The sequence below is a fragment of the Streptomyces sp. NEAU-sy36 genome (genome assembly GCF_013423905.1).
Classification (GTDB): Bacteria; Actinomycetota; Actinomycetes; order Streptomycetales; family Streptomycetaceae; genus Streptomyces; species Streptomyces misionensis.
Map to the genome: position 1 here is coordinate 6,848,471 of NZ_CP058977.1, position 24,020 is coordinate 6,872,490.

Annotated in this window: 24 protein-coding genes, 1 pseudogene and 1 riboswitch; of the genes and pseudogenes, 7 read left to right on the plus strand and 18 right to left on the minus strand. The window is 71.6% G+C overall.

Annotated features, from left to right (window positions below; translation table 11 throughout):
- Positions 1–8: 8 nt before the first annotated feature.
- Both HZZ00_RS29780 and HZZ00_RS29785 read right to left on the minus strand, forming a co-directional pair.
- Entirely contained in the window at positions 9–707 is a 699-nt protein-coding gene (locus tag HZZ00_RS29780; RefSeq protein WP_180329305.1) for an SDR family oxidoreductase, read from the minus strand.
- Positions 708–714: 7 nt separating this feature from the next.
- Positions 715–1,254: a TIGR00730 family Rossman fold protein gene (locus tag HZZ00_RS29785; protein WP_180329306.1), complete on the minus strand. Its 540-nt coding sequence runs from the start codon at positions 1,252–1,254 to the stop codon at positions 715–717.
- Positions 1,255–1,305: 51 nt separating this feature from the next.
- Between HZZ00_RS29785 and HZZ00_RS29790 the strand changes: the two genes are divergently transcribed.
- Positions 1,306–1,629, plus strand: coding sequence for a DUF427 domain-containing protein (locus tag HZZ00_RS29790; protein WP_180329307.1), 324 nt, complete (start codon positions 1,306–1,308; stop codon positions 1,627–1,629).
- A 37-nt stretch (positions 1,630–1,666) separates the two neighbouring features.
- Positions 1,667–2,449, plus strand: a complete 783-nt coding sequence (locus HZZ00_RS29795) for an alpha/beta fold hydrolase (RefSeq protein WP_180329308.1) — start codon at positions 1,667–1,669, stop codon at positions 2,447–2,449.
- Positions 2,450–2,529: 80 nt separating this feature from the next.
- Here HZZ00_RS29795 and mnmA read toward each other — a convergent pair whose 3' ends face one another.
- The 4 genes from mnmA to HZZ00_RS29815 form a co-directional block, all read right to left on the minus strand.
- Positions 2,530–3,651, minus strand: coding sequence for a tRNA 2-thiouridine(34) synthase MnmA (mnmA, locus tag HZZ00_RS29800; protein WP_180329309.1), 1,122 nt, complete (start codon positions 3,649–3,651; stop codon positions 2,530–2,532).
- A gap of 306 nt (positions 3,652–3,957) precedes the next feature.
- Positions 3,958–5,127, minus strand: coding sequence for a cysteine desulfurase family protein (locus tag HZZ00_RS29805; protein WP_180329310.1), 1,170 nt, complete (start codon positions 5,125–5,127; stop codon positions 3,958–3,960).
- A gap of 98 nt (positions 5,128–5,225) precedes the next feature.
- Positions 5,226–5,510 (minus strand): DUF4190 domain-containing protein, encoded by a 285-nt coding sequence (locus tag HZZ00_RS29810; protein ID WP_180329311.1) that lies wholly within the window; start codon positions 5,508–5,510, stop codon positions 5,226–5,228.
- 33 nt (positions 5,511–5,543) lie between these two features.
- Positions 5,544–5,711 carry a hypothetical protein gene (locus HZZ00_RS29815; protein WP_146469391.1) on the minus strand — a complete coding sequence of 56 codons (168 nt, stop codon included), beginning with the start codon at positions 5,709–5,711 and terminating at the stop codon, positions 5,544–5,546.
- Between the two features lie 147 nt (positions 5,712–5,858).
- On the opposite strand from HZZ00_RS29815, the gene HZZ00_RS29820 reads away from it, so the two are divergent.
- Positions 5,859–6,485, plus strand: coding sequence for a TetR family transcriptional regulator (locus tag HZZ00_RS29820; RefSeq protein WP_180329312.1), 627 nt, complete (start codon positions 5,859–5,861; stop codon positions 6,483–6,485).
- A gap of 13 nt (positions 6,486–6,498) precedes the next feature.
- Here the strand turns inward: HZZ00_RS29820 and HZZ00_RS29825 are convergent, their stop codons facing one another.
- Complete coding sequence (locus HZZ00_RS29825) at positions 6,499–7,461, minus strand: YafY family protein (protein WP_180329313.1); 963 nt, start codon at positions 7,459–7,461, stop codon at positions 6,499–6,501.
- A gap of 102 nt (positions 7,462–7,563) precedes the next feature.
- On the opposite strand from HZZ00_RS29825, the gene HZZ00_RS29830 reads away from it, so the two are divergent.
- Positions 7,564–8,163 carry a TIGR03086 family metal-binding protein gene (locus HZZ00_RS29830; RefSeq protein ID WP_180333764.1) on the plus strand — a complete coding sequence of 200 codons (600 nt, stop codon included), beginning with the start codon at positions 7,564–7,566 and terminating at the stop codon, positions 8,161–8,163.
- Here the strand turns inward: HZZ00_RS29830 and HZZ00_RS29835 are convergent.
- Positions 8,150–9,010, minus strand: coding sequence for a thioesterase family protein (locus HZZ00_RS29835; RefSeq protein WP_180329314.1), 861 nt, complete (start codon positions 9,008–9,010; stop codon positions 8,150–8,152). The two genes, HZZ00_RS29830 and HZZ00_RS29835, sit on opposite strands and share 14 nt — an antisense overlap.
- Before the next feature lie 130 nt (positions 9,011–9,140).
- On the opposite strand from HZZ00_RS29835, the gene HZZ00_RS29840 reads away from it, so the two are divergent.
- Complete coding sequence (locus HZZ00_RS29840; protein ID WP_180329315.1) at positions 9,141–10,469, plus strand: esterase family protein; 1,329 nt, start codon at positions 9,141–9,143, stop codon at positions 10,467–10,469.
- Here HZZ00_RS29840 and HZZ00_RS29845 read toward each other — a convergent pair.
- From HZZ00_RS29845 to HZZ00_RS29890, 10 genes and pseudogenes are all read right to left on the minus strand, one after another.
- A complete protein-coding gene (locus HZZ00_RS29845; protein ID WP_071828829.1) occupies positions 10,378–11,037 on the minus strand; it encodes a trimeric intracellular cation channel family protein in 660 nt (219 codons plus the stop codon). The two genes, HZZ00_RS29840 and HZZ00_RS29845, sit on opposite strands and share 92 nt — an antisense overlap.
- 47 nt (positions 11,038–11,084) lie before the next feature.
- Positions 11,085–12,476, minus strand: a complete 1,392-nt coding sequence (locus HZZ00_RS29850) for a M1 family metallopeptidase (protein WP_180329316.1) — start codon at positions 12,474–12,476, stop codon at positions 11,085–11,087.
- Positions 12,477–13,202: 726 nt separating this feature from the next.
- A pseudogene (locus HZZ00_RS39295) lies at positions 13,203–14,319 on the minus strand (ABC transporter ATP-binding protein); the annotation flags it as partial.
- On the minus strand, positions 14,316–15,401 hold the full coding sequence (locus tag HZZ00_RS29860) for an ABC transporter ATP-binding protein (protein ID WP_070023086.1): 1,086 nt from the start codon (positions 15,399–15,401) through the stop codon (positions 14,316–14,318). The pseudogene HZZ00_RS39295 and the gene HZZ00_RS29860, both read right to left, overlap by 4 nt.
- Entirely contained in the window at positions 15,398–16,405 is a 1,008-nt protein-coding gene (locus HZZ00_RS29865) for an ABC transporter permease (protein WP_070023087.1), read from the minus strand. Before HZZ00_RS29865 ends, HZZ00_RS29860 begins: the two co-directional genes overlap by 4 nt.
- Before the next feature lie 72 nt (positions 16,406–16,477).
- Entirely contained in the window at positions 16,478–18,247 is a 1,770-nt protein-coding gene (locus HZZ00_RS29870; RefSeq protein WP_180329317.1) for an ABC transporter substrate-binding protein, read from the minus strand.
- Between the two features lie 31 nt (positions 18,248–18,278).
- Entirely contained in the window at positions 18,279–19,277 is a 999-nt protein-coding gene (locus HZZ00_RS29875; RefSeq protein ID WP_070023089.1) for an ABC transporter permease, read from the minus strand.
- Positions 19,278–19,571: 294 nt separating this feature from the next.
- A complete protein-coding gene (locus HZZ00_RS29880) occupies positions 19,572–20,384 on the minus strand; it encodes an enhanced serine sensitivity protein SseB C-terminal domain-containing protein (RefSeq protein WP_070023090.1) in 813 nt (270 codons plus the stop codon).
- Between the two features lie 95 nt (positions 20,385–20,479).
- A complete protein-coding gene (locus tag HZZ00_RS29885; RefSeq protein ID WP_180329318.1) occupies positions 20,480–21,265 on the minus strand; it encodes an enhanced serine sensitivity protein SseB in 786 nt (261 codons plus the stop codon).
- Between the two features lie 67 nt (positions 21,266–21,332).
- Positions 21,333–21,917, minus strand: a complete 585-nt coding sequence (locus tag HZZ00_RS29890; protein WP_180329319.1) for an AAA family ATPase — start codon at positions 21,915–21,917, stop codon at positions 21,333–21,335.
- A gap of 211 nt (positions 21,918–22,128) precedes the next feature.
- A riboswitch (glycine riboswitch) is annotated at positions 22,129–22,226 on the plus strand.
- Between the two features lie 157 nt (positions 22,227–22,383).
- On the opposite strand from HZZ00_RS29890, the gene gcvT reads away from it, so the two are divergent.
- On the plus strand, positions 22,384–23,502 hold the full coding sequence (gcvT, locus tag HZZ00_RS29895) for a glycine cleavage system aminomethyltransferase GcvT (protein ID WP_180329320.1): 1,119 nt from the start codon (positions 22,384–22,386) through the stop codon (positions 23,500–23,502).
- Between the two features lie 131 nt (positions 23,503–23,633).
- Positions 23,634–24,014 (plus strand): glycine cleavage system protein GcvH, encoded by a 381-nt coding sequence (gene gcvH / locus HZZ00_RS29900; RefSeq protein ID WP_180329321.1) that lies wholly within the window; start codon positions 23,634–23,636, stop codon positions 24,012–24,014.
- Positions 24,015–24,020 lie beyond the last annotated feature (6 nt).

Genomic DNA, 24,020 nt, shown 5'->3' on the forward strand with positions numbered 1-24,020 from the left:
GGCGCCGGTCAGCGGCCCGGGCGTACCGTCAGGTCGTTGACCTCGGCGTCACGGGGCAGGTCGAGGGCCATGAGGATGGTCGTGGCGACCGATTCGGGGTCGATCCACTTGCCGGCGTCGTACTCCTTGCCCTCCTGCTGGTGCACCTTGGCCTGCATGGGGCTGGCGGTGCGGCCGGGGTAGACGGAGGTGACGCGGACGCCGGCGGCGTGCTCCTCCTGGCGCAGCGCGTCGGCGAGGGCCTTGAGACCGTGCTTGGAGGCGGCGTAGGCGCCCCAGCCGGCGTTGGCGTTCAGGCCGGCCCCGGAGTTGACGAAGAGGACGTGTCCGCGGGACGCGCGCAGCTGGGGCAGCAGCAGCCGGGTCAGCTCGGCGGGCGCGACCAGGTTGACGCCGAGCTGGTGGTGCCAGGACTTCGGGGTCAGCTCGCCGATCCCGCCGAGGTCCACCACGCCGGCGATGTGCAGCAGGGAGTCCACCCGGTCGGGCAGGGTCTGGTGGGAGAACGCCCAGGAGAGCCGGTCCGGTTCCGCGAGGTCGCCGACCAGGGTGCGGGCGCCGGGGAACTCGGCGGCCAGTTCCTTGGCGCGGCCCGCGTCGCGGGCGTGCAGGACGAGTTCGTCGCCGCGCGCGTGCAGGCGGCGGGCGACGGCCGCGCCGATGCCGGAACCGGCCCCGGTGATCACATGTGTAGCCATACCCGCCATGCTCGCATCAGCGGGTGCCCGTCTGCTCCTCCAGGTAGGCCATCGCCCCGACCGGCTCCTCGGCGAAGAACACCAGGTCGGCCAGGGGCCGCGGCAGGAAGCCCTCGTCCTCCATGCGGCGGAACTGCTCGCGCAGGCCGTCGTAGAACCCGGCGGTGTTCAGCAGCACCACGGGCTTGTGGGTGCGGCCGTGCTTCTTCAGCTCCAGGATCTCGGTGGCCTCGTCCAGGGTGCCGGTGCCGCCCACCATGATGACCACGGCGTCGGCCTTGTCCAGGAGCAGCTTCTTGCGCTCGGCGAGGTCGGGGGCGATCACCATCTCGTCGGCGCCGGGCCGCGTCTTGTTGGCGAGGAACTCCACGGACACGCCCACCAGGCGGCCGCCGGCCTCCTCCACGCCGTCCGCGACGACCTTCATCAGACCGACGTTGGAGCCGCCCCACACCAGGGTGTGGCCGCCCTTGCCGATCAGTTTCGCGAACTCGCGGGCGGGACGGGTGTAGCGCTCGTCGAGGTCGGCGGCGGACAGGAAGACGCAGATGTTCATGGCCTCTACCGTACGCGGGAAGAACTCCTGCCCGTACGGCGCTGTCCAGGTATGGCCGAAGGACACACCATCACCATCGAACCCGGCGAGCGGCACGTGCGCGTGGTGCACGGCGACCAGGTGCTCGCGGAGACCGACCGTCCGCTGCTGCTGCGCGAGACGGGCTGCCCGGTGCGGTACTACATCCCGGCCGAGGACGTGCGCCTCGACCTGCTGACCCCCTCGGGGACGCACACGGTCTGCCCGTTCAAGGGCACGGCGTCCTACTGGTCGCTGCCGGACGCGCCCGATCTGGCCTGGGCCTACCCGGACCCGAAGCCGGAGGTCGCGCCGATCAAGGACCACCTCTGCTTCTACGACGTCGACGTGTCGTGACCGCCGTCCCCGCCGTCGTGCGGCAGTCTGCACCGACATGGACAACAAGACGACTTCCCGCGACGGCACCTCTCTCGCGTACCGGGTGACGGGCGAGGGGCCCGTGGTGATCCTGGTGAGCGGCGCGATGTCCACCGGCGGCACGCTGGCCCCCCTGGCCGAGCGGCTCGCCGGCCGGGTGACGGCCGTCGTCTACGACCGCCGGGGCCGCGGTGCGAGCGGCGACACGAAGCCGTACGAGGTGGCGCGCGAGGTCGAGGACCTGGCCGCGCTGCTGGCCGCGGTGGGCGGCGAGGCGGCGCTGTTCGGGGTCTCCTCGGGCGGGGCGCTGGTGCTGGACGCGCTGGCGGACGGCCTGCCGGTCACCCGGGCCGCGGTGTACGAGGTGCCGTACGCGGACCATCTGGCGGGCGGCGCCGAGCGGGAGGCCGTCTACAAGGAGAACCTGAACCGGGCGCTCGCGGAGGGCCGGCGCGGGGACGCGGTGGAGCTGTTCCTGCGGCTCACCGGGCTCGGCGAGGAGGTGATCCGGCGTGCCCGCCAGTCCCCCATGTGGCCCGGCATGGAGGCGGCCGCGCCGAGCCTCGCGTACGACGACGCCGTCATGGCCGACGGCCTGCTCCCGCGCGACCGGCTGGCCGCCGTCCCGGTGCCCCTGCTGGCGCTCGCGGGCGGCGCGAGCCCGGAGTGGATGCGCCGGGCCTGCCGGGACATCGCGGAGACGGTGCCCCGGGGCGAGTGCCGGGTCCTGGAGGGCCAGACCCACATGGTCGAACCGGACGTCCTGGGTTCGGTACTGGCCGACTTCCTCACGTCGTAGCCGGCGCACGCCGCGGTCCCGCCCGGTGGGTCCGCGGCGAACGCCGGGACGGGCGGACGGCCCTCAGGGGCCGGGTGGGGTCACGCCGCCGCCGTCGCCCGGGTGGTGGAGGCGATCGTCGCCGAGCCGACCACGCGGGTGCCGTCGTAGAGCACGATCGCCTGGCCGGGTGCGACGCCGCGGACCGGCTCGGTGAAGGTGACGCGCAGTTCGCCGTCGACCGGTTCGGCGCGCACCTCGGTCTCGCCGCCGTGGGCGCGCAGCTGGGCGGTGTAGGTGCCGGGGCCGGTGGGGGCGGTGCCGCACCAGCGGGGCTTGATCGCGGTCAGGCCCACCACGTCCAGGGCGTCGGCCGGGCCGACGGTGACCGTGTTGGTCACCGGGGAGATGTCGAGGACGTAGCGGGGCTTGCCGTCGGGGGCCGGGGTGCCGATGCGCAGTCCCTTGCGCTGGCCGATCGTGAAGCCGTACGCGCCCTCGTGCGTGCCCAGCCGGGTGCCGGACTCGTCCACGATGTCGCCCTCGGCCTTGCCGAGCCGCCGGGCGAGGAAGCCCTGGGTGTCGCCGTCGGCGATGAAGCAGATGTCGTGCGAGTCGGGCTTCTTGGCGACCGCCAGGCCCCGGCGCTCGGCCTCGGCGCGGATCTCCTCCTTGGTGGTGACCGTGTCGCCGAGCGGGAACATCGCGTGCGCCAGCTGCTTCTCGTCCAGCACGCCGAGGACGTACGACTGGTCCTTGGCCATGTCGGAGGCGCGGTGCAGCTCGCGGGAGCCGTCCTCGCGGACGATCACCTTGGCGTAGTGGCCGGTGCAGACGGCGTCGAACCCGAGGGCCAGCGCCTTGTCGAGCAGCGCGGCGAACTTGATCTTCTCGTTGCAGCGCAGGCAGGGGTTGGGGGTGCGGCCGGCCTCGTACTCGGCGATGAAGTCCTCCACGACGTCCTCGCGGAAGCGGTCGGCGAGGTCCCAGACGTAGAAGGGGATGCCGATGACGTCGGCGGCGCGGCGGGCGTCGCGGGAGTCCTCGATGGTGCAACAGCCCCGCGCGCCGGTGCGGAAGGACTGGGGGTTCGCGGAGAGCGCGAGATGGACGCCGGTGACGTCATGGCCGGCTTCCGCGGCACGCGCGGCGGCGACGGCGGAGTCCACCCCGCCGGACATGGCGGCGAGGACGCGGAGGGGGCGCTGCGAGGTCTCAGTCATAACGCTTCCAGGGTACGGGGCGGCGGGAACCGGGCCCGGAAAAATCATGGACCAGACCCTTTATGTCTGGTATGTGCGGTTCTATTCTGGACGCAGGCCTACGGGACGAGTGAGGGAGTCCAAGCGGAGTAGCCGACGTCAGCGTGACACCGCGAGGTATCCGCTGGTGCCGACGTCGACGCTCGGGCTGAGAGGCCGGAAGGTCGCGAGACCGGAAGGCGACCCCCAGTACCTGATCCGGACAATGCCGGCGAAGGGAACCCGCCTCGTAGGTCGTTTCGTGTGTCCGGGGCCGGTGCGCGGGGCTCAGGTGAGACCGGCCGCCCGGGCGCGTTCCACCGCCGGGCCGATGGCCTCGGCGACCGCGGCCACGTCCGCCTCGGTGGAGGTGTGGCCGAGCGAGAAGCGCAGGGTGCCGCGGGCCAGGTCCGGGTCCACCCCCGTGGCGAGCAGGACGTGGCTGGGCTGGGCGACGCCCGCGGTGCAGGCGGAGCCGGTGGAGCACTCGATGCCCTGGGCGTCCAGCAGGAGCAGCAGGGAGTCGCCCTCGCAACCGGGGAAGGTGAAGTGCGCGTTGGCGGGCAGCCGCCCGCCGGGCGCGGGGTCGCCGCCGAGGATCGCGTCCGGCACGGCGGCGCGCACGGCGTCCGCCAACCGGTCGCGCAGCGCGCCGACTTCGCTCGCGAACCGCTCCTGCCGCGCGGCGGCGATCCGGCCGGCGACGGCGAAGGAGGCGATGGCGGGGACGTCGAGGGTGCCGGAGCGCACGTGCCGCTCCTGACCGCCGCCGTGCAGCACGGGGACCGGGGTGTGCTCGCGGCCGAGCAGCAGCGCGCCGATGCCGTAGGGGCCGCCGATCTTGTGGCCCGAGACGGTCATCGCGGCCAGGCCCGAGGCGCCGAAGTCCAGCGGGACCTGCCCGAAGGCCTGGACCGCGTCGGCGTGCAGCGGGACACCGAACTCGGCGGCGACATCGGCGAGTTGACGGATCGGCATGATGGTGCCGATCTCGTTGTTGGCCCACATCACGGTGGCCAGGGCGACGTCCTCGGGGTTGCGGGCGATGGCCTCGCGCAGGGCCTCGGGGTGGACGCGGCCGTGGGCGTCGACGGGCAGGTACTCGACGGTGGCGCCCTCGTGCTCGCCGAGCCAGTGCACGGCGTCGAGGACGGCGTGGTGCTCGACGGGGCTGGACAGCACGCGGGTGCGGGCAGGGTCGGCGGCGCGGCGGGACCAGTACAGGCCCTTCACGGCGAGGTTGTCGGCCTCGGTGCCGCCGGAGGTGAAGACGACCTCGCTGGGACGGGCGCCGAGCGCTTCCGCGAGGGTCTCGCGGGATTCCTCGACCGTACGGCGGGCCTGGCGGCCGGAGGCGTGCAGGGAGGAGGCGTTGCCCGTGATGCCCAACCGGGCGGTCAGAGCCTCTGCCGCCTCCGGGAGCATGGGGGTGGTCGCGGCGTGGTCGAGGTAAGCCATGGTGTGCAGAGTCTACTTTGACCGGCCGGCACACCCCGGCGCGGCCGGACGTGGCGGCGGGGTCGCGGCGGCGCGGCGGCCGCCCGCCCGCTGCCGCGTCACAGGCTCCAGGAGACCGTGTGGGACATCTGCATCGCGGCCAGCAGGACCGCGAGGTCGGCCACGCCCAGGGCGAGACCCAGGTAGGCGCGGCCCCGGCGGGCGGTGCCGCGCCACAGGGAGACGGCGGCCAGGACGATGGCGACCGGGCCGAGGAAGAGGTTCAGCACGAGCAGGCCGAGCAGGCCGAGGATGAAGGACGCGACAGCCATGCCGTCGGCGTCGCGGGTGCGGGTGCGGGCCGGGGTGTCGGTGCGGCTCGTGGCCGGTGCGGTGAGTTGCATGGTGCTCAGCTCCCGATGGTGGTCGTCGGACGGTCAGTCGGCCGAGGTGTGGCGGCGGCGGCCGAGGCGCTCGCGGACGGCGAAGACGCCGAGCCAGACGGCGATGACGGCGGCCAGCGCGCCGGTGACGGTCAGCGGCGCGTGGGCCACGGTGCCCAGCACCACACCGAGCAGCATGAATGCGGCGACGAGGAACAGCATGGGAATCGGGTCCCCCCTCTGGGATGCCTCGCGTTCCGGTCTCTGTGAAGTCTCGGTGAACAGTTGTAGTAACAGTTGTTCACTGACTTCGAGGATAACCCGTCGGACGGCTTTCCAATTCCAGAGAACAGTTGTTAACTGGATGACATGAGTCACACCCTCGGCATCCGGCAGGCGCAGAAGCAGAAGACCCGGCAGGCGTTCCTCGACGCGGCGCTCGCGCTGCTGGCGGAGCAGAGCCTGAGCAGCCTGGGCCTGCGCGAGGTCACCCGGGCCGTCGGCGTCTCCCCCACCGCCTTCTACCGGCACTTCCGCTCGATCGCCGACCTCGGTGTGGCCCTGGTCGACGAGGCGCTGGGCAGCCTGCACCCGATGGTGCGCGAGACGGTGGCGACGACCGGCGACAGCGAGGAGCGCATCGCGCGCGGCATCGAGCTGATCGCCGACTACGTGGCCGCGCACCCCGCGCACGTGCGGTTCATCGCCCGCGAGCGCAACGGCGGGGTGCAGCCGGTGCGCGAGGCCATCGGCGGCCAGCTGGACCGGTTCGCCGAGGAAGTGAAGGCCGAGCTGGTCAAGGACCCGCAGACGGAAGGCTGGAGCGAGGCGGACGTGCTGATGCTCGCGCACCTCTACGTCGACCAGATGCTGATCACCGCCTCCCTGTTCCTGGAGGCGCTGGAGGGCCCGGCCGAGGAGCGCGCACGGGTCACCCGGCGGGCCACCCGCCAGCTGCGGCTCATCACCATCGGCCGCGACCACTGGCTGGACTGAACTCCCCGGCCCGTCACGGCCGTTCGTACAGCGCGCCGACCGCGCGCACCCCGTCGAGCAGTTCCGCGCGCGCCTCGGGCGGGTCCACGATCTCCACCTGGTCGGAGAACGCGAGGAGTTGGCGCACGGCGCGCAGCACCGGGTAGGTCAGCCGGGCGGTGACCCAGTCGCCCTCGCCGTCGTCCTCGGGCAGGTCCGTGAGGTCGGCCGCGGCCATCCGGCGGAACATGTCGAGCCGTTCCCGCCGCACCCGCACCGTGACCTCGATCCCGCCCGGCCGCTCCTCCACCTGGCGGCGCAACACCTCCCACACGTCCGCGAGTTCGACGCCGGGCCTGCGCCGTACGGGATCGTCGAGCAGCCGGGCCGAGCGGACCCGGTCGGCGCGGAACAGCCGGGGCCGCGCGCGGGCGTCGGCGACCAGGTACCAGATGCCGGCCTTGGCGACCAGGCCGTACGGGTCCACGGTGTACGCCCGTGCCTCCCGCTGCCCGCTGTGCCGGTAGCGCAGCGCGAGGCGCCGGTCGCTGAACACGGCGTCCCGCAGCACCTCCAGGTCGACGGCCTGCCGCGGGCCGCCCTTCCAGCGGGTGGCGTCGACCAGGACGCGGCGGCTGGTCACCTCGGCGGCGGGCCGGTACGGCGCCGGCAGCGCGGCCATCACCTTGCGCAGGGCCGAGCCGAGGGCCGCGTCGAGGCCGAGCGCGGCATGGGCGCCCTCGGCGGCCAGCACGAACAGGGCGCGGGACTCGTCGGCGGTCAGCCCCGTGACGTCGGTGCGGAACCCGGCGAGGAGCGCGATGCCGCCGTGCCGCCCGCGCTCGGCGTAGACCGGGACACCGGCGGCGGACAGCGCCTCGACGTCCCGGTAGACGGTGCGCACCGACACCTCCAGCCGCTCGGCGAGTTCACGCGCGGGCACCCGGCCCCGGGTCTGGAGGAGCAGCAGGATCGACAGCAGCCGGTCGGACTTCACGGGGCCAGCATCGCCCGGTCGCGGAACGGCCCGCAAATGTTGACGGATTCTGTCAGGTTATCGGCGCACCCTCGTCCCGTGACGCCTTACGAGAGGAACGCCATGACCACCGGTTTCACCGACCCCCGCCCCGTCTACACCCGCGCCACCGAGCAGGCGGCGGCCGTCATCGCGGCGGTGCGGCCCGAGGACCTCGCCGGGCCCACCCCCTGCTCCGAGTTCGACGTGCGGGCGCTGCTGAGCCATGTCGTCGGCGGCACCCGCCGGATCGCGGTCGTCGGGGAGGGCGGTGACGGACCGGCCGTCGAGCCGGTCGCCGAGGGCGTCCCGGACGACGGCTGGCCGGCCGCCTACGACGAGGTGCGGATCCGGGTGCTGAAGGCATGGGAGGGCGACGAGCGGATGACCGCGCCGGTGACGGTGCCCTGGGGCGAGTCGATCCCCGGGCACGCGGCCCTGTCCGGTTATGTGATGGAGCTGGTCACCCACACCTGGGACCTCTCCGAGGCGCTCGGCCACCCGCTCCCGCTCGACGCGGAGTTGGCCGAGTTCGCCCTCGCGACGGCCCGCCGGGTGCTGCCGGACTCGCGCCCCCGGGACGAGCGGACGCCGTTCGGCGCCCGCCGGGAGGCTCCCGGGGACACGGGCCCCTACGAGCAGCTGGCGGCCTGGCTGGGCCGCGCCCCGCTCAGCCGAGCCTGACCCGGGCGAGCTGCCGGGACTGGGCCACCAGCCGGTCCGCGCTGTCCCAGACCTCGGCGTCCTCCTCCAGGAAGCCGCCGGCCAGGTTGCGGGTGGTGATCGACACCCGCAGCGGGCCGGGGGCCGGGCGGTGCCGGACGTGGACCGTCAGTTCGACGGTGGGCACCCAGCCCGCGAGGCCCATCTCGAAGGCGGTGGGCGGCAGGGCGTCCACCGCGAGCAGCAGGGAGAGCGGGTCGGCGTCACGGCCGTCGGCGAGGCCGAACCAGGCGCGCATCTCGCCCCTGCCGGAGGGCCGGCCGAGCGCCCAGCCGAGGGTCGCGGGGTCCAGCCGCAGCATCAGCCGGTCGGCGATGGCGGAGCCGCCCTGGAGCGGATCGGGGCCGTCCTCGGGACCGAAGCACTGCTCCATCGGCGGGATCGAGGGCGGCGTCGCGGTCGTGCGGACGTCGTCGGGGAGACGGGCGAGGTCGCCGTAGGAGGCGAGGACGCGGATGCGCTCGACCTCGTTGCCCTCCTCATCGTACTGGAAGAGCGAGGCCTGGCCGGTGGAGAGGGTGCGCCCGGTGCGGACCGTCTGGGTGCGCACGACGGCCTTGCCGGGCCGCGAGGCGGTCAGGTAGTGCGCGGAGATGGTGAACGGGTCCGGGTGCGGGAGGGCGTCCCCGAGGGCCCGGCCGAGCACGGCCAGCAGATAGCCGCCGTTGACGGCGCCGAGGATGGTCCAGCCGGCCGAGAGTTCGAGGTCGTAGACCCCCTCCTCGCGGCGGAGGACGGCGGTGTCGCGGTCGAACTCGCTGTCGCCGATCAGGGCCCGTGCGGCTGCTGCGGAAGCTGCGTCAGACATGGCTTGAACGGTACAACAAGCAATTACTAAGCGGTAGCTTTTTAGGCTCCCGAGTGAGGTTCCGGCAATATCTCGGTAAGTGTCCGGACACGTCCGTAACCCCGGGCCCCTGTTTTCCCTCTATGGGGACATGAGCCTCACCGGGACTCCGTTCCTCTACACGACCGTCGTGCTGGCGGTGGTCGCCCTCATACTGCCGCTTCTGCTCTGGTCGCGCACACGCGGGCCCCGGCCCCTGCGCGTCGCGACCCGGGTGCTGATGCTGCTGTTCGCCCAGGGCACCGCCGTCACGCTGGTCTTCGTGCTGGTGAACAACCAGAACAACCTGTACGACAACTGGGCCGATCTCTTCGGTACCGGCAACCACGTCCAGCAGGCCGCCGACCTCGGCCGCGACGGCACCGGCGGCATAGCGGTGAAACGGTTGCCCAAGGTCAGGCAGACCTTCACGGCGGCCACCGGGCCCGGCATGCGCGCGGCCGGCGGGGTGCGCGTCACCCAGCTCAAGGGCCGCGTCTCCGGGGTGAACGCCGAGGTCTACGTCTGGCTGCCGCCGCAGTACGACGAGCCGGCCTACCGCGACAAGAAGTTCCCGGTGGTCGAGCTGCTGCCCGGATACCCCGGCTCGGCGAAGGCCTGGTTCGGCTCGATGAAGACGCACGAGCAGCTGCTGCCGCTGATGCGCAGCGGCCAGGTGGCGCCCTTCATCCTGGTCGCCCCGCGCACCAACCTGCTGGCCGGCGTGGACACCGGCTGCGCCAACATCCCGGGGCAGGTCAACGCCGACACCTGGCTCAGCATCGACGTGCCGAAGATGGTCATGGACAACTTCCGCGCCCAGCCGGCGCCGCAGGGCTGGGCCGTGGCCGGCTACTCGGCGGGCGCGCACTGCGCGGTCAAGCTGGCCGTGGCGCACCCCGACCGGTACCGGGCCGCGGTGAGCATGTCCGGTTACAACGACCCGATCGGCGAGCGGAACTCGCTGGCCGCGCAGAACCCCGCGCTGCGCGCCGAGAACAACCCGTTCCTGCTGCTGAAGAAGGCGGCCGTGCCGCCGCCCGTCGCCCTCTACGCCTCCGGTGAGTCCGGCGACGGCTACGAGGCGGGCCTGGCGCTGGAATCGGTCGCCAAGGCGCCGACCACCGTGCACGTGGTCTTCCTGCCGCGCAGCGCGGGCGGTCACACCATGGCGCTGTGGCGGCCGCAGGTGCCCACGGTGTTCCGCTGGCTGACGCTCCAGATGGGCCAGAACCGCGCCCGGGGCACGGACCACTCGCTGACCGGCCGCGCCGGACCGGCCCACGGCGAGGCCGGCTCTCCCACCGGCACGGCCGGCACCACCGGCAGCGCCGCGGGACCGGACGGGACTACTCCTCGGTCACCGTCGACCGGCGGTTCCACGCGCGCGGCGCTCGCCAGTGGTACCGCATCGCGAGCAGGCGCAGCACAAAGGCCGTGACGGCCGCGAGCCCACTGGTGAGGGGGGTCAGCGCGTCGTAGCGGATGCACAGCACCACCATGCCCGCGCCGACCATCGCCGGGACCGCGTACAGGTCGCGGTCCCAGCGCAGCAGCGAGGGGACCTCGTTGGCGAGGACGTCGCGCAGCACACCGCCGCCGACCGCGGTGGCGAGGCCCAGGGTCGCCGACGCGGTCAGGCCGAGGCCGTAGCCGTACGCCTTCGTCGTACCGCTGACGCAGAACAGGCCGAGGCCGGCCGCGTCGAAGACCAGGACCGCCGTCTGGATCCGCTCCACGTGCGGGTGCAGGAAGAAGACGACGAGCGTGGCGAGCAGCGGGGTGACGAAGTACCCGAGGTCCGTGAAGGCCGCCGGGGGCACGGCCCCGATGACCAGGTCCCGGAAGAGCCCCCCGCCCAGCGCGGTGACCTCGGCGAGGACGGCGATGCCGAAGACGTCGAAGTTCTTCCGGACGGCCAGCAGCGCGCCGGAGATCGCGAAGACGAAGATGCCGATCACGTCAAGCGTGTGCTGGACGGAGGGGCTGAAGAACTGTTGGAGCTGCACCCTGACATTCTCACCTGTCGCCCGGCCTGAACCTTACAAAGCCAGGCTCACAGGGCAGGTTTACCTGTGGTGAACAGCCAGGTGTCGAACAGGTCGTCGAGCTGCTGCCCGCTGACGCGCTCGGCGAGGCGGATGAAGTCGGCGGTGTCCGCGTTGCCGTACCGGTGGAGCTTCGTCCAGGCGGGCAGCAGTTCGAAGAACGCCTTGTCGCCGATCCGCTCGCGGAGCACCTGGAGCGTCATGGCGCCGCGGTCGTAGACGGCCGACGCGAACATGGTGTCCCGCTGCGGGTCGGCGACCTTGGTCCGCCAGAAGGAGGAGCCGGCGGGCGTGGCGTTGTACTCGGCGAGGAAGGAGTCGTGCGCCGAGCGGGTGCCCCGGTGCTCGGACCACAGCCACTGGGCGTAGGTGGCGAAGCCCTCGTTGAGCCAGACGTCCTTCCACCGCGCCACGCTCACCGAGTCGCCGAACCACTGGTGGGCCAGCTCGTGCACGATGGTCGCCTCGCCGCGCACGGCCGAGTACGCGGGCTTGGACTGCACCTCCAGCGAGAACCCGGCCTCGGGCATGTCGTCCACGATGGCGCCGGTCTCCTCGAACGGGTAGGGCCCGAAGAGCTTCGACCAGTAGTCGGTGGCCTCGGCGGTGACCGCGTACACGTCGACGCCGTTGCGGTTCTTCAGCACCGGGTCGATGGCGACGTAGACCGGGGTGCCGCCGGGGGTACGGCCGGTGCGCACGTCGAACCTGCCGATGGTGGCGGTGGCCAGATACGTCGCCATCGGCCTCGACTCGCGCCAGTGGGTGTACGTCGAGCCGCCCTTGTCGCGGGTCGAGACCAGCACGCCGTTGGAGACGCCGGTCAGGCCCTCGGGCGCCTTGATCCGGATGTCGTAGGTGGCCTTGTCGGACGGGTGGTCGCTGGACGGGAACCAGGTGGAGGCGGCGTTGGGCTCGCAGGCGACGAAGACTCCGTCGGCGGTCTTCATCCAGCCGTACTCGGAGCCGAAGACGATGGGGCCGCTGAGGGGCTGGGGTACGCCGCCGTAGGTGACGGTCACGGTGAAGCGCCGGCCCTTGGCCAGCGCGCCGCGCGGGGTGACGGTGACCTCGTCGCCGTCCCGGCTGAACGCGGCCCGTCTGCCGTTCACCTGGACCTTGGTGATCTCCAGTCGCTGGAGGTCCAGGTCGAAGGAGGAGAGGGCCTCGGTGGCGCGCGCGGTGAGGGTCGTACGGCCGTCCAGGCGGCCGGTGTCGGGGGCGTAGGCGATGTCGAGGTCGTAGTGCAGGGCGTCGAAGCCGCCGTTGCCCAGGTTCGGGAAGTAGGGGTCGCCGATGCCGGGAGCGCCCGGGGTGGGGGCGGGGGCCGCGCCGATCAGGAGGAAGGAGACCGCCGCGGTGGCGACGGCCCCTGCACGTGCCGAACGGGAGAGTGCCATGAGTCGTCCCTTTCGAGCGTGTACCGACCAGATGTCGGACACGGACGACTCTGCACTCTCCCGTTCAGGCATGTACATGCCCTTGCGTGGAGCTTCTGGGCTACTTGCCGCGCGGCTTCCTCGCCTTGGCCGGCTTCGCGGGCTCCTCCGAGGTCTCGGCGGCGGCCGCGGCCTCCGGCCCGGCGGGGGCGTCGGCCTCCGGCCCGGACGCGGAAGCGGACCCGTCGGACGCCTCTGAGGCGGACCCGGGAGCGGCCTCGGGGGCCGACTCCGGCCCGGAAGCGGACTCCGGCTCGGAAGCGGCCGCGGCCCCGGCCTCCGCCGAGGTCTCCGGCGCGGCCTCCGCCGAAGTCTCGGACTCGGCCGCGGGCTCCGCCTTCGTCCCGGACACCGCCTCGGACTTCGCGCCGCCGGGCTCGGCGTCGGGCTCGGCGTCGGCCTTCGCTTCTGCCTCAGTCTTCGCTTCTGCCTCGGGCTTCTCGTCGGCCTCGGCCTTCGCGTCCGCGTCAGGCTTCTCGTCGGCCTCGGCCTTCGCGTTCGCGTCAGGCTTCGCGTCCGCCTCGGCCTTCGCGTCCGCCGCAGGCTTCTCTTCCGCCTCGGCGTTCGCGTCCGCCCCGGCCTCCGCCTTCGGGCCGCTCGCCGCACCGGACCCGGGCTTCGCGTCGCCCGCGGATCCGGACGCGGTGTCCGTCCCGGGCTCCTCGGCACCACCGGACGTCACCGCGTCCGGCACCAGCTCCGACGCCTCCTTCGCCGCCGACAGCAGGACCGTGTCCTGCGGGGCCTGGTCGGCGAAGTTCTCCGGGTGGTGGCAGGCGACCCGCTGACCGGGCTTCAGCTCCACCAGCTTCGGCTCGGTCGTCTTGCAGATCTGCGTCGCCTTCCAGCACCGCGTGTGGAAGCGGCAGCCCGACGGCGGGGCGATCGGCGAGGGCACGTCCCCGCGCAGCAGGATGCGCTCGCTCTTCTGCCCCCGGCGCTGCGGGTCCGGCACCGGCACCGCGGACATCAGCGCCTTGGTGTACGGGTGCATCGGCGCCTCGTACAGCGCGTTGCGGTCGGCCAGTTCGACGATCTTGCCGAGGTACATCACCGCGATCCGGTCCGAGACGTGCCGGACCACCGAGAGGTCGTGCGCGATGATGACGTAGGTCAGGCCCAGCTCCTCCTGGAGGTCGTCCATCAGGTTGACGACCTGGGCCTGGATCGACACGTCCAGCGCGGAGACCGGCTCGTCGGCCACGACCAGCTTCGGCTTCAGGGCGAGCGCGCGGGCGATGCCGATGCGCTGGCGCTGGCCGCCGGAGAACTCGTGCGGGTAGCGGTTGTAGTGCTCGGGGCTCAGACCGACCAGTTCCAGCAGCCGCTGGACCTCCTTCTTCACCCCGCCCTCCGGCTCGACGCCCTGGAGCCGGAACGGCGCCGAGACGATCGAGCCGATGGTGTGCCGGGGGTTCAGGGAGCCGTACGGGTCCTGGAAGATCATCTGGATGTCGCGGCGCAGCGGGCGCATGTCGCCGGTCGACAGCCGGGTGATGTCCTGGCCCTCGAAGGTGATCTGTCCGCCGGTCGGGTCCTGGAGGCGGGTGATGACCCGGCCCATGGTCGACTTGCCGCAGCCCGACTCGCCGACCACGCCCAGGGTCTCGCCCCTGCGCACCTCGAAGTCGATGCCGTCGACGGCCTTCACCGCGCCGACCTGGCGGCGCAGGATGCCCTTCTTGATCGGGAAGTGCTTGGTCAGGTTCTCGACCTTGAGCAGCACCTCGCGCTCGTCCGGAGCCGACGCCTGCCCGGGGACCGTGGCCTCGGCGACGGAGTCCGTCTTCTTCGTCTCACTCACAGCTTCGGCGCAATCTCTTCGGTCCAGATCCGCTCACGGTCCTCGGCCGACAGGTGGCAGGCGGACCAGTGTCCGGCGCCGACCAGTTCCAGCTCGGGGCGCACCGTGCGGCTGACGTTCCCCTCGGGGATGTCCGCGTACGGGCAGCGCGGGTTGAAGGCACAGCCCGAGGGGACGTTGATGAGGCTCGGCGGCTGACCCTTGACGGGGATGAGCCGTTCGGAGGTCTCGCGGTCGATGCGGGGCATCGAGCCGAGCAGGCCCCAGGTGTAGGGGTGCTGCGGCTTCTCGAAGACCTGCGCGGCCGGGCCGCGCTCCACGCACCGGCCGCCGTACATCACGAGGACGTCGTCGGCGATCTCGGCGACCACGCCGAGGTCGTGGGTGATCATGACGACCGCGGAGCCGAACTCCTTCTGGAGGTCCCGGATCAGGTCGAGGATCTGCGCCTGGACGGTGACGTCGAGGGCGGTGGTGGGCTCGTCCGCGATGAGCAGTTCGGGGTTGTTCACCAGCGCCATGGCGATCATGGCGCGCTGGCGCATACCGCCGGAGAACTCGTGCGGGTAGCCGTCGACGCGCTTGGCCGGCTCGGGGATGCCGACGCGGTCGAGCATCTCGATGGCGCGCGCCCGGGCGACCTTCTTGCTGACCTTGTGGTGCACCCGGTAGGCCTCGACGATCTGGTCGCCGACCTTGTAGTAGGGGTGCATCGCGGACAGCGGGTCCTGGAAGATCATCGCCATCTCGCGGCCGCGGAGCTTGCGCACCTCGTCCGGGGAGGCGCCGACCAGTTCCTTGCCGTTCAGCCAGATCTCGCCGGACATCCGCACGTTCTTGCCGCGCGCGCCGAGCCGGTGCAGGCCCATGACGGCGAGCGAGGTGACGGACTTGCCGGAGCCGGACTCGCCGACGATGGCCAGGGTCTTGCCCTTCTCCAGCGAGAAGGAGAGCCCGTCGACGGACTTGACGACGCCGTCGTCGGTCGGGAAGTGCACCTTGAGGTCGCGGACCTCCAGGAAGGCCGAGGGCGCCTTGTCGCCGGCGGTCTCGTCCTTGGTGGTCTTGGAGAGTTCGGTCACGAGAGCCTCACCCGCGGGTCGGCGGCGGCGTAGAGCACGTCCACCAGGAGATTTGCGATGACGACGAAGGCGGCGGCGAGCAGGGTCACGCCGAGGATCTTCGGCAGGTCGTTGTCGGTGATGCCCTGGACCGCGTACTGGCCGACACCGGGCAGCGAGAACACGGACTCGGTGATCACCGCACCGCCGAGCAGCAGGCCGACGTCCATGCCGAAGACGGTGATGATCGGGGTGAGGGCGGCCCGCAGACCGTGCCGGACGACGACGGTGCTCTCGGGCAGGCCCTTGGAGCGGGCCGTGCGGATGAAGTCCTCGTTCATCGTCTCCAGCATGCCCGAGCGGGTGAGCCGGGCGTAGATCGCGGAGTACAGCAGGGCGAGCGAACACCAGGCGGGGAACAGGGTGTTGGCCCACTGCGCCGGGTTCTCGGTGAACGGGACGTAGGTGCGGCCGAAGATCGGCCACTTGTAGGTGAAGAGCAGGATCGCCAGGTTGCCCGTGAAGAACATCGGGAGCGAGACGCCCGCGAGGGCGACGCCCATGAAGGTGCGGTCGAACAGCGAGCGCGGCTTGAGCGCGGAGACGACACCGACCGCGACACCGGAGAGCAGCCACAGCACGGCGGCACCCGCGGCCAGCGAGAGGGTGATCGGGATGCGCGAGGTGAGCTGCGACCAGACCGCGACGTGATCCTTGAAGGAGTAGCCGAAGCAGGGAACGTCGCAGTGCACCGTCTTGGGGCCGAGGTTGTAGTCGGTGCCGACCACGATCCCCTTGATGAAGTGCCAGTACTGGACGTAGACGGGCTGGTCCAGACCGAGGTTGTGCTTGACCGCGGCGATGTCCGCCTTCGACGGGCTCTTTCCGATGTACTGCTGCGCCAGTTGGTCCGCTGTCTGGCCGACGAGCCGTGGCAGCAGGAAGAAGATGGCGAAGGTGACCGCGGTGACGACCAGCAGCAGGATCACTGCCGCGAACGTCCGGCGGAGGATGTACGAGATCACGGGGACCGGCGCTGGTGCCCGCGGGCCGCGAAGCCCGCGGGCACCAATGCCTTCACCTGCCTTCCGGGGCTGCTACTTCTTCGTGGTGCCGAGGTTGAGGTAGTCGTACTGACCGCTGAAGGCGGCCGTGGAGACCACGTTGGTGGCGTACGGCGAGCGGTACAGCAGAACCTTGAAGTAGGTCAGCGGGACCAGCGCGGCGTCGTCCATCGTCTGCTTGTCGATCTGCGCGTACAGGGCGTTGCGCTTGGCCGTGTCCGGCTCGGCGATCGCCTGCGCGAGCAGGCCGTCGACCTTCTTGTTCGAGTACTGCGACAGGTTGGTGTTGCCGGACTGGCTGATCGCCTTGCTGTTCAGGATCTGCTGCAGGAAGCCGTAGCCGGAGGGCCAGTCGGCACCCCACTGCATCATCATCAGGCCGATGTTCTGCTTCTCGGTGAACTTCGGCACACCGGCGTAGTCGGTGAAGTACTTGCCCGCCGGGTACTGCTTGAGGGTGGCGTTGATGCCGACCTTCTTCAGCGAGTTGATGATCGCGGTGGCCGCGTCGACCTCACCCGGGCGGTCGGACCGCGCCGTGATGTTGGTGTTGATGGTCTTCTGGCCGCAGGCCTTCATCTGGTCCTTGGCCTTGGCGATGTCGCCCTTGTTGCCGGCGGTCGCGTAGACGTCCGCCTTCTGGTAGCCGGTGATGTCCGGCGGCAGCACGGTGGAGGCGATGTCACCGCGGATCGGGCCGCCCATGGCGGTCTGCACGGAGACCTTGTCGATGGCGTACTCGACGGCCTTGCGGCAGGCGACGTTGTCGAACGGCTTCAGCTTGGTGTTGATCGCCGCGTAGACCAGACGGCCGCCGTAGGTGTTGTCCGTGCTGGCCTTGCCGTCGGCGGAGTTGAGCAGGTCCGCCTGGGTGGAGGCCTGGACGCCGGTGCCCACGAGGTCGACGGTGGCGTCGCCGGACTGGAGGTCCTTGTCGATCGTCTCCGGGTTGACCTTCAGGTTGACGACGATCTTGTCGGCGAGCTGCTTGCGCAGCGGGTCGGTCTTCGGGTCCCAGTTCTTGTTCGGGACCAGGACGGCCTGCTTGCCCTCCTGGTAGCTCTGGAACTGGTACGAGCCGGAGGACACGATGTGCTTGACGTAGTCGACGCCGTCGTCCTTGGCCTGCGGCACCGGGGCCGTCTGCGGCGTGGCGACCAGGTAGTCGAACTCCTGGAAGGCCCGGTTCAGGTGGAAGACGATCGTGGTGTCGTCCGGCGTCTCGATCGAGGACAGGCCCTTGGCGCTCTTGTCCTTGTAGGGGCCCTTGTACTTGTCGCCGTCCTTCATGAACTGCTGGAAGTAGTTCGGACCGAGCGAGAGCACGTCACGCGCGAAGTTGGACCGCTCGACGGCGTACTTGACGTCCTTCGAGGTGATCGGCGTGCCGTCCTGGTACTTCAGGCCCGCGCGCAGCTTGTACGTCCAGGTCTTGCCGCCGTCGCTGGCGACACCCTTGCTCGCGGCGAGGTCCGGGACCAGGGTGTTGCCCTTGGAACCGGGGCCGGGCTCGAACGTCATCAGCGGACGCGCGTAGAGACGGCTGAAGTTGTACATGTACGCGTAGTACGTGTTGCCGGGGTCGAAGGAGTCCGGCACGTCCGACATCTCGTAGGTGACCGTGCCACCCTTCTTGTCGGACGCGTTGACGACGCCCTTGGTCGCCGCGTTGGCGCCGGCCGCCTTCGGTGTGTCCTTGTTGTCATCGGCCTTGCTGCAGCCTGCGAGCAGCAAGCTTGCGGAGCCGATGGCCGCGACCGCGGCCAGCGCTGACCTTCGCATGATGGTCTGCTTCCCCTCCATTGATCGGAAACTTGATGGGCTCTCTGGCTGCCTAGCGGCTGCGCGGGTCGAGAGCGTCGCGGAGACCGTCGCCGAGCAGGTTGAACGCCAGGACGGTGATGAAGATGGCCAGGCCCGGCACGATCATGTACTGGGGATCGACCTGGTAGTAGGTGACCGCTTCGCGGAGCATGCCGCCCCAGGAGGCCTGCGGGGGCTGGATGCCGACGCCGAGGAAGCTCAGGGACGCCTCGAACAGGATGTTGGTCGGGATGAGCAGCGTCGAGTAGACGATGATCGGGCCGACCAGGTTCGGCAGCAGCTCGCGGAAGAGGATGTACGGGCCCTTGGCACCCATGCCGCGGGCCGCGTCGACGAACTCGCGCTCGCGCAGGGCCAGCGTCTGGCCGCGCACGATCCGGCCCAGATAGGGCCAGTTGAAGAAGCCGATCACGAAGATGAGCACCGCGAGGTGGAGCGGCAGCCCGTTCAGACCGAAGGCGCCGCCCTGGAGGGTGGCGGAGATCGCGATGGCGAACAGCAGCAACGGGAAGGCGAGGAAGACGTCCATCAGCCGGCTGATGATCGAGTCGACCCGGCCGCCGTAGTAGCCGGCGATCACGCCCATGATCGCGCCGATCACGTTGGACAGGATCGTGGCGCCGAAGGCGACGACGAGGGAGACCCAGGAGCCCTCGATGACACGGGTGGCGATGTCCCGGCCGAACTTGGGGTCCACGCCGAGCGGGTGGTCCATGCTCATGCCGCCCCAACTGCCCTTGGGCAGCGAGGTGTCCGGGACGATCAGGTCCTGGTGGAAGGCGTTGGGGTCGAGGCCGAAGAGTGCCTGGATGGGGCGCGAGAGGATGGCCAGGAGGATCAGCAGGATCACGATGACCCCGCCGGCCACGGCGACCTTGTCCCGCTTGAACCGGGCCCAGGCGATCTGGCCCAGGGAACGACCCTCGATCCGCCCCTTGTCGGCTCCCGCGAGCACAGCCTCCGGCTGCGCGTCGGCTGCCGCCCCGGTGGTCTCGATCGGTGCGGTCACGATGTGCGACCCCTCTCGCCGGTGGTGACCGGCCTGCGCTGCCGCGGTTTGCGGCTTTGTCGACTTGCCATCGATCACGAGGCTCGGCCTCATGTCTGAGTCGGGAGTCTTCAGCGTCGTTGCGATCACTCGCCAGAGCTGACGGTGAAAGTATGCGCAACCGTGATGCACTCCGGAGGATTCCGTTATCCGAACAGTGGGTAACGCCCCCCGGACACGGGGCAGTTGGGACACAACGCCGTAATGCCGCGGTTCGGGAGGTACGGCGGCAGGGGCGCCCGTACCGGTGGTGGCTCAGTAACCGCCGTGCACCGGGGGATAGCCGTACCCCGGGGCGGGGGCCCGGAGTTGGGGCTGGGGCGCGGGGGCGGGCGCGGCGGCGTGGGCCTCGCGGTCGTAGAAGGGCCGGGCGTTGGCGCGCATCCACATCACCACCGGGTCGTGGTCGTCGGTCAACGCGACCGTGGACACCGGCAGGCCCTCCGGGACGGCGCCGACGGACTGCTGCATCATCGCGCGCACCGAGTCGACGGCGGCCGGCGAGGCGTCGTACAGGTCGAGGCCGATGGCGAGGTACGGCGCGCCGAGCGCGGGCTGCACCCAGGCGCGGCGCAGGGAGCGCAGCGCGGGGGTGCGGTGGGCGTGCTGGGCGAGCAGAGCGTAGAACTGCGGGATCTCGATGCCCGGTTCGGACAGCCGCAGCGGTCCGGCGGGCTGGCGGTCCAGCCCGGTGGCGATGCGGCGCAGGTCCAGCCAGGGGATGCCGACGCCGCCGCCGGGGGCGTGCGGGTTGAGCCAGAGGCCGTAGTGGTCGGGGTAGAGGGTGCGGGCGACGTCCAGGCCGTCGATCACCTCGTAGGAACGGTTCCAGCCACTGGCCGACAGTTCCTGGGCGGAGGTCACACAGGGGGCGTAGTGGAAGCCGTCGACCTCCATGTTCCCGTACTGGGCGTCCGGGGAGCCGGCCTGGCCGTGCCACAGAAGCATCCAGATCTGGCCGGCGGAGGGGGTGGCGAGGGCGCGGAGGAGGGCCTCGTAGGCGTCGTAGCGTCCGGGCGTGACGTGGCGCAGCGTGTGTTCGACGCTTCCGCTGTGGGTGGCGCTCACCTTGTCATGCCCTTCTTTTTCATCATGCCCCGCGTGTGGGGACAGCTTATGCGCCGATGAGCTCCGGCCCCGTTGTCCGTACGCGGGTGCCCGGCCTACCGAACGTAGAAGGGTCGGACGCTTGACTTCAGCCACTCGGCGACCGGGTCGTCCGTGACGTCGAGGAGGATCAGGTTGACCGGCCACCGGACCGGGACCCGGCCGAGGGCGCGGCCCAGGGCCTCCAGCGGGGCGGCGCGGAAGTCCCCCTCCCACTGGGAGAGTTCGACACCGACGAACATGACCGGGTCGGCCGTCTCGATGGCGGCCAGGCAGCGGCGGGCGGTGAGCACCACGCCGGTCGCGGCGAACTCGGCGGACGCGGCGGAGAAGAAGTCGACCGGGTCGTCCTGCCAGTCGGGCTCGAAGAGGCGGACGCGGCCGCCGCCCGCCGGGCCGTCCAGCGGGGTGGCGCCGGCGCGGCACAGCTCGGCCACGGCCTCGGGCGGCAGCGGGATGCCGACCGTGCCGCCGGGGTTGACCGCGATGCCGGCCTGCGGGGGCAGTCCGCGGGCGAACTCCACGGCCGGGGCGATGGTGTACGCCATGTGGGAGCCGGTCGCCTGGCGCAGCTGCTCCTCGGAGCTGAACACCGGGACGTACGCCTGGCCGCCGATCTCCAGGCCGGGCAGGTCCAGCGGGCCGCTGCCCGGACCGCCGCCGTTGGGCAGCGGCACCCAGAGAAAGCTGCGGCCGAGGACCTCGATGATCCGGCCGCCCGCCGCGGGTATGCCGAGGGAGGCCGACAGCACCTCCTCCAGTTCGTTGCCGGGCCAACCGCCGTGCGGGTGGGGGTGCGTCTGTGCCGGGAAGTCAGCGGGAATGTCCGCCGGGAAGTCCATCTGCCTACCGCCTGCTGGGAACCACTGCTGTGACCACGAAGGCTATCGGGTGACGGTGACGAAGCCGCTACCCCGTGAACACGATCCGCTGTATCGCGTCCGCCGCGGGCCGGTCCAGCAGCACCGCGGAGCCGCAGCCCGCGGGCAGCTCGCCGCGCTGCACCGCGCCGAGCAGCCGGGCCGTGGTGCGGCGGTGGCGGGCGAAGGCGTACCCGGAGACGCCGCGGCCGCGCTCGCGCTGGCCAGCGCGGGCCGTCTGCTCGGGCACGTCCAGCAGGACCAGGTGCAGGGTGCCGCCGGCGCGCCGGGCCGAGCGGGCGAGCCAGGCGCGCACCCAGGGCTGGGTGCCGCAGTCGTGCACCACCACCGGCTGCCCCGTGCGCAGGGCGCGGCGCAGCGCGAGGTAGTGGGCGGCGCGCACCAGGGGGCGGTAGAGGGCGTACGGCAGGCAGCGGGGCAGCCGGGCGGCGAAGCGCTCGCGGGTGTCCTGGGAGTCGACGCGGCGGCCGGTGACCGCGCGGCGCATCAGCGTGGACTTGCCGCTGCCGGGCAGTCCGCTGAGAACCACGAGGTCGCGCGGGCCGAAACGCAGGGTGCGGGGCGCGTGGTCCGCCCGCTCGCGCAGGTCCCACGCCCGTGTCCGGTCCGCCATGCCCGCCCCCTCGTCCCCTGGCCCGGGTCGGCTCCCCCGCCCCCGGCCGGCCGCCCCGGTCTGTTCTCTGCCCGCCGGCGGTAAAGAGAAGGTAATGGAGCCCGTGCGACGGGCGGGTGCGCGCGCTGCCACGGGCCGGTCACGGATACGGGCCCTGACGGGCACGGGTGCGACGTGCAATGATGTGGCCGCCAACTGCATACCGGCCGCTTGAATCCGCGCGGGAGAGTCCCCAGCCGTCTGCGCTGGGGCGCCGAAGGAGCAAGTCCCTCCCTTGAATCTCTCAGGCCCCGTTACCGCGCGGGCGAGGCACATCTGAAAAGCGGGTCGCTGTGACAGTGGCTCCACCCAAGGTGCAAGCCGTGGTCGCCCCCGTGGCGGTCCCGGCGAACCTCTCAGGTTCCGATGACAGATGGGGAGGAACGTTCCTCGCCCCATCCCTGTTGCCCTGGGAGACGACCGACCGATGAGCAGTACCGAACTCCGACACACCGCGCTGGACGCCGTGCACCGCTCGCTCGGTGCGACGATGACCGACTTCGCGGGCTGGGACATGCCCCTGCGCTACGGCTCCGAGCGCGACGAGCACGTGGCCGTACGCACCAAGGCGGGTCTGTTCGACCTCTCCCACATGGGCGAGATCACCGTCACCGGCGCCGGGGCGGCCGCCTTCCTGAACCACGCCCTGGTCGGCAACATCGCCTCCGTCGGCGTCGGCCGCGCCCGCTACACCATGATCTGCCAGGCCGACGGCGGCATCCTGGACGACCTGATCGTCTACCGGCTCGCCGAGACCGAGTACATGGTCGTCGCCAACGCCTCCAACGCCCAGGTGGTCCTGGACGCGCTGACCGAGCGCGCGGCGGGCTTCGACGCCGAGGTCCGCGACGACCGGGACGCCTACGCCCTGATCGCCGTGCAGGGCCCCGAGTCCCCCGGCATCCTCAAGTCGCTCACCGACGCCGACCTGGACGGCCTGAAGTACTACGCCGGGCTGCCCGGCACGGTCGCCGGCGTCCCCGCGCTGATCGCCCGCACCGGTTACACCGGCGAGGACGGCTTCGAGCTGTTCGTGAAGCCCGAGCACGCCGTCGAGCTGTGGCAGGCGCTGACCAAGGCCGGCGAGGGCGCCGGTCTGGTGCCGTGCGGCCTGTCCTGCCGCGACACGCTGCGCCTGGAGGCGGGCATGCCGCTGTACGGGCACGAGCTGACCACCGCCCTGACCCCCTTCGACGCCGGGCTCGGCCGCGTGGTCAAGTTCGAGAAGGACGGCGACTTCGTCGGGCGCGCGGCGCTCACCGAGGCAGCCGCCCGCGCCGAGCAGAACCCCCCGCGCGTCCTCGTCGGCCTGGTCGCCGAGGGCCGCCGCGTCCCGCGCGCCGGGTACGCGGTGGTCGCCGGCGGCCAGGTGATCGGCGAGGTCACCTCCGGCGCCCCCTCCCCCACCCTGGGCAAGCCGATCGCCATGGCCTACGTCGACGCGGCGCACGCGGCGCCGGGCACCGAGGGCGTCGGCGTGGACATCCGCGGCAACCACGAGCCCTACGAGGTCGTGGCGCTGCCGTTCTACAAGCGCCGGAAGTAGCCGGCGAGCGCGGTCCCGCCCCCGCCCGGCCCCGGGCGGGCACGTGACCCTGCGCACATTCACCCGCCCAGCGGCGGTCCCCGCACTCCCCCCGTCATCAGCACTCCCGCGCGTACAGGAGAATTCAGGCCATGAGCAACCCCCAGCAGCTGCGTTACAGCAAGGAGCACGAGTGGCTGTCGGGCGCCGACGAGGACGGCGTCTCGACGATCGGCATCACCGAGTTCGCGGCCAACGCGCTCGGCGATGTGGTCTACGCCCAGCTCCCGGCCGTCGGCGACACCGTGACCGCGGGCGAGACCTGCGGTGAGCTGGAGTCCACCAAGTCGGTCTCCGACCTGTACTCCCCCGTCACCGGCGAGGTCACCGCGATCAACGAGAACGTCGTGGACGACCCGTCGCTCGTGAACTCCGAGCCCTTCGAGGGCGGCTGGCTGTTCAAGGTCCGCGTTTCCGAGGAGCCGCAGGACCTGTTCTCCGCCGCCGAGTACGACGCCCACATCGCCGGCTGAGGAGTC